Here is an 8,221-nt window from a genome sequence, read left to right on the forward strand (position 1 = left end):
CGCCGGCAAGCCGGCTCCTACACCGCACCTGTAGGAGCCGGCTTGCCGGCGATGGGCCGCAACGCGGCCCCAGGTTGCAGCAAACGCACCAACGCCGCCTTGCGCTCCTCGATCGAAAGCCGCCCCAACGCCTCGACCCGCTCGTAAAACCGCGCCCAGTCCCCATCAACATCCTTGAACAGCCGCGAAAACGCCGGCACCCATTGGTCATACAGCCCAAACGGCAGCAACTTGGCATTGTTCATCGGCGCGTAGATCCAGGCATCGAACCGTCGATCCCCTGCCCAATCCCGGTCGCGCACCTCGCGATATTCCGTGCGCAACCGCTCGAACTCCGTCTGTTTGGCCGCCCGCTTGCCCGCCTCATCCAGTGGCCCCGCATAGATCGCCTGCAACCGCTCACGGCTGGCCAGTATCAGTCGGGTAAACTGCTCGCGTTGTTTCACACTACCATCCTCGACCGCCGCAAGCCCACGCGCCATGCGCCATTGCCGCGATCCTTCCTGCTCGACGAAGGTGGCAAACGACTCGTTGAACTCAGTGTCGTCCTGCACATAGAAACGCTGGTGCGCCAGTTCATGGAAGATCACCGTGGCCAGCCGCTCATCCCCCCAGGCGACCATGCTCGAAAGGATCGGGTCATCGAACCAGCCCAGCGTCGAGTAAGCCTCCACACCGCCCACGTAGACATCCAGCCCTTCCTGGCGCATCAGCGCCGCCGCGCCACGGGCATCGCCCTGCTGGTAATAGCCGCGGTAGGCCACGCAACCGGCGATGGGGAAGCAATGGGTCACCGGCTGCAACGACAACTCCGGGGTCGCGAACACATTCCACACCACGTAAGGCCGCCTCAGGTCGGCATAGACCCGGTAACTGCCGTTGTCCGGAAGCTTCAGGTGCTCGCTGGCGAATACTCGGGCCTGTTCGGCAAACTGCAGACGCTGACGCAACACCGGCTGGGTGGCCGGGTCGGCGACGACCTGCGCCACCGGCTGGCGCGCCCGCAACAACTGCCATTGGCCCTCGGCCAACTGCCCGTAGTAACCCACGCTGGAGCAACCGTTCAGCAGGAACGCGACCGTCACGGGAACAAACCGGATGAAAACGCGGTCGAGAGCCCGACGGCTGCAGCGCATGAAAAGAAAAAGTCCAAACATCGAGGCTGTCTATCTCGCTCGTCGGCCGAATGCGACCAAGACTATCTCGCCAAGGGGAAGCTTCGCCATGCGTACTCTGTTTGCCGCCAGCACGCTCGTGCTGCTTTCAGGCTGCTCCACATTGCCAGACCCAGACCCGAAACAGGCCTGGATCGACCTGGCTCCAGGCAACAACGACTCGCTGCACGCAGTGCAGGTGGACGAACGCGACTGGGCCGACACCCGCTACTTCGAGGTGCAGCCCGGCAATCATGAGCTGACGGTGCGCTACCAGTTCCCTGTGACGCCCAGCAATATCGGCGCAGTGGACGAGCCGCTGTGGCGCGACTGCCAGCTCAACCTGACGTTCAAGGACTTCACCGCCGGCCAGCGCTATCAGATGCAGGCGGGCAGCATCGGCTTCCGCCCCTGGATCAAGCTCTATGACCAGCAGCAGAAACTGCTCGGCCAAGGTGAGCCAGCAGGCTGCCAACGCAGCTGAACCCCGCAAATGGCGCTATGCTTGTTTGCTGTGAACCGCGAGCGGGAGTTTCGCCATGCGCCAGCCCATGATGCTGTTCGCCATCAGCGCACTCGGGGCCTGCGCCAGCCCCTTGCCACCGGTCGACCCGTCCAAGGCCTGGGTCGACCTCTACACCATCACCCCCGGTCGCACCATCATGGCCGACCGATTGGATGGCAAGCGCCTGGATGACGGTCGCTACTTCCAGGTGACGCCCGGCAAGCACGAACTGGTGGTGCGTTTCGACTTCGAAGTGTCCTCCGGTCTTTTCACCACCGATCCCAGCGAACGCACCTGCTACCTCACCGTACGCTTCAACGACTTCAAGGCCGGCGAACGTTACCGGCTGGAAGCCCGGGCGCCGGTGATGCAACCGCAGGTGCTGCTATACGACGCCAGTCGCAAAGTGGTGGTGGATGAACCGAGCGAGGTGTTCTGCATTCCTTGAAGTCATTCGCCGGCAAGCCGGCTCCTACAAACAAGGCGCAACCCTTGTAGGAGCCGGCTTGCCGGCGAACCGAACTACCGGTCGTTCTTCTGATAGATGATCTTCTTCGTCCCGCCATCACAGCTGCCCACGACCATGTTCGGGTCGCTGACCTCGCTGTTGGGCACGATCTCCAGCGTGTAGGAGGTGACCCCGCGCGCCTGGATCTTCGCCTCGATCTCGGCTTTCAGTTCTTCGCACGGCTTGGGGGCGGCCAGTGCGGCCGTGGCCAGCAGGGATGCCAGCACGGCGATTGCTACGCGGATCATGGAACGGCTCCTGACAGGGCAGACACGCTGCCAACGCTGGTTAGACTACAGGAAACCGCCGCCGTTGCGCCTCGGGGCAAATGCTCGCAGGCATTGAATCCTTCGAATGTGCCCATACAGAGTCTCAAAGGCCCCTGGCCCACCACTTACTGCGGAGGCTCCGATGACGCACCTGCGTGACCTGAAGATATCCACCCTCGACCTGGTGCCCGTGCGCGCCGACGGCGGCCCGGCACAGTCGCTGCGCAACTCGCTGGACCTGGCACAGCATGTCGAGCGTTTCGGTTACAACCGTTTCTGGGTGGCCGAACACCACAACATGGACGGCATCGCCAGCTCCGCCACTGCCGTGCTGATCGGTTACCTGGCCGGTGGCACCTCGACCATTCGTATCGGCTCCGGCGGCGTGATGCTGCCCAACCACGCTCCGCTGGTAATCGCCGAACAGTTCGGCACCCTGGCCAGCCTGTACCCTGGCCGCATCGACCTGGGCCTGGGCCGTGCCCCCGGTTCCGACCAGATGACCGCCCGCGCCCTGCGCCGCGAACGCTCCGGCAGCGCCGACGACTTCCCGGATGATGTGGAGGAGCTGTCGCGCTACCTGGGGCCGCGCACCGACGACCAAAAGGTCATCGCCGTACCGGGTCACGACACCGAAGTGCCAATGTGGCTGCTCGGCTCCAGCCTTTTCAGCGCCCAGCTAGCCGGCATGCGCGGCATGCCCTATGCCTTCGCCTCGCACTTCGCGCCGCGCTACATGCATGAGGCGATCCGCATCTACCGCGACCACTTCAAGCCCTCGACGACGCTGGACAAGCCCTACGTGATGCTTGGCATCCCGATGGTGGTGGCCGAAACCGACGAGAAGGCCGAGTACCTGGCGACCTCGGTGTACCAGCGCATCCTTGCGCTGATCCGTGGACAGAGCCTGATGCAGCGCCCGCCTGTAGAGAGCATGAATGGCCTGTGGCTGCCCCATGAGCGCGATGCGGTGAGCAGCTTCCTGGGGTTGGCGATGATTGGCAGCCCGCAAAAGGTGCGAGGCAAGGTGGAGGTGCTGCTGGAGCAGACCGGTGCGGATGAGCTGATCTTCACCAGCGACCTGTATGAGCATGCCGACCGGATCAGGTCTTATGAGCTGATGGCGCAGGCCCTGTAGGAGCGGCTTCAGCCGCGAACACCGGCGAGCCGGTGCCAATCACCGCGTCGCTTGCTTCGCGGCTAAAGCCGCTCCTACAGACGGCAGCGTCGTCTGTAGGAGCGGCTTTAGCCGCGATGAATCCACCGCATCAACCACGCCGGTAGACAATCTCCTTGCGTCCAGCCTCACAGGTACCAACCACTTTGCCCGCCGGCTCTCCCTTCTTGACGATCTCCAGCGTGTACCCCTTCACACCCTTGGCATCCAGCTTCGCTGCAATCTCCGCCTTGAGCTCCTCGCACGGCTTGCCCGCCGCCATCGCGCCACCGGCCAGCACCATCAGCCCCACAGCCAACATCAACTTCTTCATCGATCGCTTTCCTTGTACAGATCAAAGACGAAAAGGGCGCGAAGCCCGCGCCCTGGCACCTTGTTTACTCCATCACGCCGGGCAAGCCTAGCCCAGCCTGGTTTCAGCTGTTGGCGATCCGGAACCCGACCTTCAGCGTCACCTGAAAGTGCGCAGCCTTGTTGTCGCGGATATGCCCACGGGTATCGACCACCTCGAACCACTCCAGGTGCTTGATGCTCTTGCCGGCTTCGGCCAGGGCATTGTTGATCGCCTCTTCGATGCTGGTGGGCGAGGACCCGACCAGCTCGATCTTCTTGTAGGTGTGATGATCGGACATCAGTGTTCTCCTAATGGTGAAGTGTCAACTGAGCCTAGCAGCGCAAAATCCGATCGCACTTTCGCCGGCCTGCGCAGTCGCAACTCTTACAGCCCACCACCGCGAAGGAGAGTCACCATGGCCCACAACTCGCTGCGCAACGCCTCGCTGGAAAGCATGGAAGCGGAGATCGAGAGCCTGCTCAAGACGCTGGAGCACCTCAAGCACGATGCCTCGGAAGAGTCCCACAAGACCATGAAGGCACTACGCGGCAATGCCGAGAACGCCCTAAAGCATTCGCGCAGCCTGCTCAGCGATGCCTACTCGGAGGTCAAGACCCGCACCCGCCAGACCGGCGTCGCCACCCGCGATTACGCCCAGCAACACCCCTGGACCACCGCTGGCGTGGCCATCGGCGCCTTGGGCCTGCTGGCCGCCTACCTGATGTGCCGTCGCGACTAACCCGCCTGCTGCTGCAACGCCCGGCGCAGCCACTGCGCCAGTTGCTCGGCGCGCCCGTCGGCGGCGCGCCGAGGCACCCACAAGGCCAGTACCGCGCGGGTGGGAGAGAACCCCCACGGCGCGGCAAGCCGGCCGGCTTTCAGGTCGTCCGCGACCAGTGGTTGTGGCGCGATGGCCACCCCAAGCCCTGCCACAGCCGCCTCCAACAGGTAGTACAGATGCTCGAATGCCTGGCCGTAACTCAGCGCGCCGGGGTCGATGCCGTGCTGCTGCGCCCAGGTCGGCCAGGCCTGCGGACGCGAGGTGGTGTGGAGCACTGCCTCTTGCTGCAAAGCCACGGCTGGCGCGGCTTTCAAACGATCGAAGCCTTCGAAGTGCGGGCTCATCACCGGGCCGATTCGCTCTTCGGCGAGCACGTGCACTTGCATGTCCGCCGGCCAGGGTGGCTCGGCATATACCAGCAGGGCATCCAGCCCCGGGCGGCGAGGATCTAGATCGCCTTCGCCCGCTGACAGGTGCAAGCGCAACTCTGGCAGGTCGGCTTTCAAACGGCCCAGGCGCGGGATGAACCAACGCGCCAGCAGGCTGCCGGAGCAGCCAAGCACGAACGGCGCCTCGTCAGCATTGCGGGAAAGCTCGGTGCAGACGCTGCGCAATCGTTCGAACGCTTCGAAGCTCGCATCGCGCAAGCGCACACCGGCATCTGTGAGTTTGACGCCACGTCCGTCCTTGACGAACAAAGCCACGCCCAAATGCTCCTCGAGCACCTTGATCTGTCGGCTTACAGCGCCGTGAGTCACATGAAGCGCCTCGGCTGCCTGGCTGACGCTATTGAGCCGGGCGGTTGCCTCGAAGGCCCGCAGGGCGTTGAGGGGAGGAAGGTCCTGGGCCATTTGACTTGTGAGTTTTCCTGACAGGTTTGCGCAATCTTATCGGTTTTCAGCCAGCCGCGTCGTGGTTAGAGTAAAGCCCATCACTCATCCAATACGCCCTGGAGCGCCCCATGACCCAGACCCAATACCGCGCCGGCCCCGATGCCAACGGCCTGTTCGGCTCGTTCGGCGGCCGCTACGTGGCCGAAACCCTGATGCCCCTGGTGCTCGACCTTGCCCGCGAATACGAAGCCGCCAAGGCCGATCCCAAGTTCCTCGAAGAACTCGCCTACTTCCAGCGCGACTACATCGGCCGCCCCAACCCGCTGTACTTCGCCGAGCGCCTGACCGAGCACTGCGGCGGCGCGAAGATCTTCTTCAAGCGTGAAGAGCTCAACCACACCGGCGCGCACAAGGTGAACAACTGCATCGGCCAAGTGCTGCTGGCCAAGCGCATGGGCAAGAAACGCCTGATCGCCGAGACCGGCGCCGGCATGCACGGCGTGGCCACCGCCACCGTCGCCGCGCGCTTCGGCCTGCCGTGCGTGATCTACATGGGCGCCACCGACATCGAGCGCCAACAGGCCAACGTGTTCCGCATGAAGCTGCTGGGCGCCGAGATCGTCCCGGTCACTGCCGGTACCGGCACGCTCAAGGACGCCATGAACGAGGCCCTGCGCGACTGGGTCACCAACGTCGACGACACCTTCTACCTGATCGGCACCGTGGCCGGCCCGCACCCGTACCCGGCGATGGTCCGTGACTTCCAGTCGATCATCGGCAAGGAAACCCGCGCCCAGCTGCAAGAGAAGGAAGGGCGCCTGCCCGACAGCCTGATCGCCTGCGTCGGCGGCGGCTCCAACGCCATGGGCCTGTTCCACGACTTCCTTGACGATGCCAGCGTGCAGATCATCGGCGTCGAAGCCGGCGGCCACGGCGTGCACACCGACAAGCACGCGGCCAGCCTCAACGGCGGTGTGCCGGGCGTGCTGCACGGCAACCGCACCTACTTGCTGCAGGACGACGACGGCCAGATCACCGACGCCCACTCGATTTCGGCAGGCCTGGACTACCCCGGCATCGGCCCGGAGCATGCCTACCTGCACGAAGTGAAGCGCGTGGAGTACGTCAGCATCACCGACGACGAAGCCCTGGACGCCTTCCACGCCACCTGCCGCCTGGAAGGCATCATCCCGGCGCTGGAAAGCTCCCACGCCCTGGCTGAGGCGATCAAGCGCGCGCCGAAGCTGCCCAAGGACCACCTGATGGTGATCTGCCTGTCCGGTCGCGGCGACAAGGACATGCAAACCGTGATGAACCACATGGCCGCCCAGGAGAAACAGGCATGAGCCGTCTCGAACAACGCTTCGCCGAACTCAAGGCCGAAGGCCGCTCGGCACTGGTCACCTTCGTCACCGCCGGCGACCCGGGCTACGATGCTTCGTTGCAGATCCTCAAGGGCCTGCCGGCCGCCGGTGCCGACGTGATCGAACTGGGCATGCCGTTCACCGACCCGATGGCCGACGGCGTGGCCATCCAGCTCGCCACCCTGCGCGCCCTGGAAGCCGGCCAGACCCTGGCCAAGACCCTACGGATGGTTCGCGAATTCCGTGTGAATAACCAGACCACGCCCATCGTGCTGATGGGTTACTACAACCCGATCCACCGTTTCGGTGTGGCGCAGTTCGTCGCCGAGGCGAAGGAAGCCGGCGTCGATGGCCTGATCATCGTCGACCTGCCACCGGAACACGACGCCGAGCTGGCCACCCCGGCCCAGGCCGCAGGCATCGACTTCATCCGCCTGACCACCCCGACCACCGACGACGCGCGCCTGCCGCGTGTACTGGAGCGCAGCTCCGGGTTCGTCTACTACGTGTCGGTGGCGGGTGTGACGGGCGCGGGTTCGGCGACTACTGAGCATGTGACCGAGGCCATTGCCCGTCTGCGCCGACATACCGACCTGCCGATCAGCGTTGGTTTCGGTATTCGTACGCCGGAGCAGGCCGCAGCCATTGCCCGCCTGGCTGATGGTGTGGTGGTGGGTTCGGCGCTGGTCGACAAGATCGCCCAGGCCAAGGATGCCGGTCAGGCGGTGAAAGATGTGCTGAGCCTGTGCTCGGCGCTGGCTGAAGGCGTGCGCGCCGCTCGGGCCTGATCCGCGTCGCCTTGTTCGCCGGCAAGGCCAGCTCCTACAGGTTATACGGCGATCCCTTGTAGGAGCCGGCCTTGCCGGCGAACAGCGTCAGCCAGCACAACCTAACCTTCGAATATTGACAGGTCCAACGGCCTGATCGCCCCCATCCAGATCGCATGATCGCGGTGATCCGCCAGCTCATCCCCGGTTTCCGGATGCAGGAAAACCACCAGCCCCTTGCGATACAGCGCCAGCCACGGCAGCACCACGCCCACCACCTCCGGCCCGAAGGCCAGCTGGCAGCTCCAGTCCGGGTGCGGGCCGACCGGTTTCTGGTGCATGCGCCCCATGGTCACGGGGAACAGGCGTGTCGCCTCCTCGCACAGCTCACGGGCCTGCTCCATGGTCGCTGCGTCGTAGTACACGTGGGCGTGATAGCCCTTGATCCTTTGCACGGTGGCTCCTGATAGCGGTAATGCGAACATCTCGAAGTCTACGCCATCCCTGTAGGAGCGGCTTTGTTCGGCTT

Annotated in this window: 12 protein-coding genes; 6 read left to right on the forward strand and 6 right to left on the reverse strand. The window is 64.3% G+C overall.

Annotation, left to right across the window (positions count from 1 at the left end):
• Positions 1 to 17 precede the first annotated feature (17 nt).
• Positions 18 to 1,136, reverse strand: coding sequence for an aminopeptidase (locus NGM28_RS20830; RefSeq protein WP_252091276.1), 1,119 nt, complete (start codon positions 1,134 to 1,136; stop codon positions 18 to 20).
• A gap of 88 nt (positions 1,137 to 1,224) precedes the next feature.
• On the opposite strand from NGM28_RS20830, the gene NGM28_RS20835 reads away from it, so the two are divergent.
• A complete protein-coding gene (locus tag NGM28_RS20835) occupies positions 1,225 to 1,638 on the forward strand; it encodes a PA0061/PA0062 family lipoprotein (RefSeq protein ID WP_240064146.1) in 414 nt (137 codons plus the stop codon).
• A gap of 55 nt (positions 1,639 to 1,693) precedes the next feature.
• A complete protein-coding gene (locus tag NGM28_RS20840; protein WP_240064147.1) occupies positions 1,694 to 2,107 on the forward strand; it encodes a PA0061/PA0062 family lipoprotein in 414 nt (137 codons plus the stop codon).
• 74 nt (positions 2,108 to 2,181) lie between these two features.
• Here NGM28_RS20840 and NGM28_RS20845 read toward each other — a convergent pair whose 3' ends face one another.
• Entirely contained in the window at positions 2,182 to 2,415 is a 234-nt protein-coding gene (locus NGM28_RS20845; RefSeq protein ID WP_011531499.1) for a DUF1161 domain-containing protein, read from the reverse strand.
• A gap of 163 nt (positions 2,416 to 2,578) precedes the next feature.
• On the opposite strand from NGM28_RS20845, the gene NGM28_RS20850 reads away from it, so the two are divergent.
• Positions 2,579 to 3,574, forward strand: coding sequence for an LLM class flavin-dependent oxidoreductase (locus tag NGM28_RS20850; RefSeq protein ID WP_252091277.1), 996 nt, complete (start codon positions 2,579 to 2,581; stop codon positions 3,572 to 3,574).
• 130 nt (positions 3,575 to 3,704) lie between these two features.
• Here NGM28_RS20850 and NGM28_RS20855 read toward each other — a convergent pair whose 3' ends face one another.
• Together NGM28_RS20855 and NGM28_RS20860 are read right to left on the reverse strand one after the other, a co-directional pair.
• The gene (locus NGM28_RS20855; protein ID WP_213659008.1) at positions 3,705 to 3,926 is read right to left on the reverse strand and encodes a DUF1161 domain-containing protein; all 222 of its coding nucleotides are present in this window, start codon (positions 3,924 to 3,926) and stop codon (positions 3,705 to 3,707) included.
• A 103-nt stretch (positions 3,927 to 4,029) separates the two neighbouring features.
• On the reverse strand, positions 4,030 to 4,245 hold the full coding sequence (locus tag NGM28_RS20860; RefSeq protein ID WP_011531496.1) for a dodecin: 216 nt from the start codon (positions 4,243 to 4,245) through the stop codon (positions 4,030 to 4,032).
• Positions 4,246 to 4,362: 117 nt separating this feature from the next.
• Between NGM28_RS20860 and NGM28_RS20865 the strand changes: the two genes are divergently transcribed.
• On the forward strand, positions 4,363 to 4,686 hold the full coding sequence (locus NGM28_RS20865) for an ElaB/YgaM/YqjD family protein (RefSeq protein ID WP_011531495.1): 324 nt from the start codon (positions 4,363 to 4,365) through the stop codon (positions 4,684 to 4,686).
• On the opposite strand, the gene NGM28_RS20870 is transcribed toward NGM28_RS20865, so the two are convergent.
• A complete protein-coding gene (locus tag NGM28_RS20870; RefSeq protein ID WP_252091278.1) occupies positions 4,683 to 5,579 on the reverse strand; it encodes a LysR family transcriptional regulator in 897 nt (298 codons plus the stop codon). The genes NGM28_RS20865 and NGM28_RS20870 overlap by 4 nt on opposite strands.
• Before the next feature lie 110 nt (positions 5,580 to 5,689).
• On the opposite strand from NGM28_RS20870, the gene trpB reads away from it, so the two are divergent.
• Both trpB and trpA read left to right on the forward strand, forming a co-directional pair.
• Entirely contained in the window at positions 5,690 to 6,907 is a 1,218-nt protein-coding gene (gene trpB, locus NGM28_RS20875) for a tryptophan synthase subunit beta (protein WP_110736082.1), read from the forward strand.
• Positions 6,904 to 7,713 (forward strand): tryptophan synthase subunit alpha, encoded by an 810-nt coding sequence (trpA, locus tag NGM28_RS20880; RefSeq protein WP_252091279.1) that lies wholly within the window; start codon positions 6,904 to 6,906, stop codon positions 7,711 to 7,713. Before trpB ends, trpA begins: the two co-directional genes overlap by 4 nt.
• Before the next feature lie 101 nt (positions 7,714 to 7,814).
• Here trpA and NGM28_RS20885 read toward each other — a convergent pair whose 3' ends face one another.
• Positions 7,815 to 8,147 carry a DOPA 4,5-dioxygenase family protein gene (locus NGM28_RS20885; RefSeq protein WP_252091280.1) on the reverse strand — a complete coding sequence of 111 codons (333 nt, stop codon included), beginning with the start codon at positions 8,145 to 8,147 and terminating at the stop codon, positions 7,815 to 7,817.
• Between the last annotated feature and the right edge of the window lie 74 nt (positions 8,148 to 8,221).

It is taken from the genome of Pseudomonas sp. MWU13-3659 (genome assembly GCF_023757525.1).
In the GTDB taxonomy this organism is placed as follows: Bacteria; Pseudomonadota; Gammaproteobacteria; order Pseudomonadales; family Pseudomonadaceae; genus Aquipseudomonas; species Aquipseudomonas entomophila_E.

What these genes read in the sequence shown, in the direction of transcription:
- NGM28_RS20870 (WP_252091278.1), bottom strand. Translation starts at nt 5,579, where the DNA reads ATGGCCCAGGACCTTCCTCCCCTCAACGCCCTGCGGGCCTTCGAGGCA.
- NGM28_RS20845 (WP_011531499.1), bottom strand. Translation starts at nt 2,415, where the DNA reads ATGATCCGCGTAGCAATCGCCGTGCTGGCATCCCTGCTGGCCACGGCC.
- NGM28_RS20855 (WP_213659008.1), bottom strand. Translation starts at nt 3,926, where the DNA reads ATGAAGAAGTTGATGTTGGCTGTGGGGCTGATGGTGCTGGCCGGTGGC.
- NGM28_RS20840 (WP_240064147.1), top strand. Translation starts at nt 1,694, where the DNA reads ATGCGCCAGCCCATGATGCTGTTCGCCATCAGCGCACTCGGGGCCTGC.
- trpA (WP_252091279.1), top strand. Translation starts at nt 6,904, where the DNA reads ATGAGCCGTCTCGAACAACGCTTCGCCGAACTCAAGGCCGAAGGCCGC.
- trpB (WP_110736082.1), top strand. Translation starts at nt 5,690, where the DNA reads ATGACCCAGACCCAATACCGCGCCGGCCCCGATGCCAACGGCCTGTTC.
- NGM28_RS20835 (WP_240064146.1), top strand. Translation starts at nt 1,225, where the DNA reads ATGCGTACTCTGTTTGCCGCCAGCACGCTCGTGCTGCTTTCAGGCTGC.
- NGM28_RS20865 (WP_011531495.1), top strand. Translation starts at nt 4,363, where the DNA reads ATGGCCCACAACTCGCTGCGCAACGCCTCGCTGGAAAGCATGGAAGCG.
- NGM28_RS20850 (WP_252091277.1), top strand. Translation starts at nt 2,579, where the DNA reads ATGACGCACCTGCGTGACCTGAAGATATCCACCCTCGACCTGGTGCCC.
- NGM28_RS20830 (WP_252091276.1), bottom strand. Translation starts at nt 1,136, where the DNA reads ATGCGCTGCAGCCGTCGGGCTCTCGACCGCGTTTTCATCCGGTTTGTT.
- NGM28_RS20860 (WP_011531496.1), bottom strand. Translation starts at nt 4,245, where the DNA reads ATGTCCGATCATCACACCTACAAGAAGATCGAGCTGGTCGGGTCCTCG.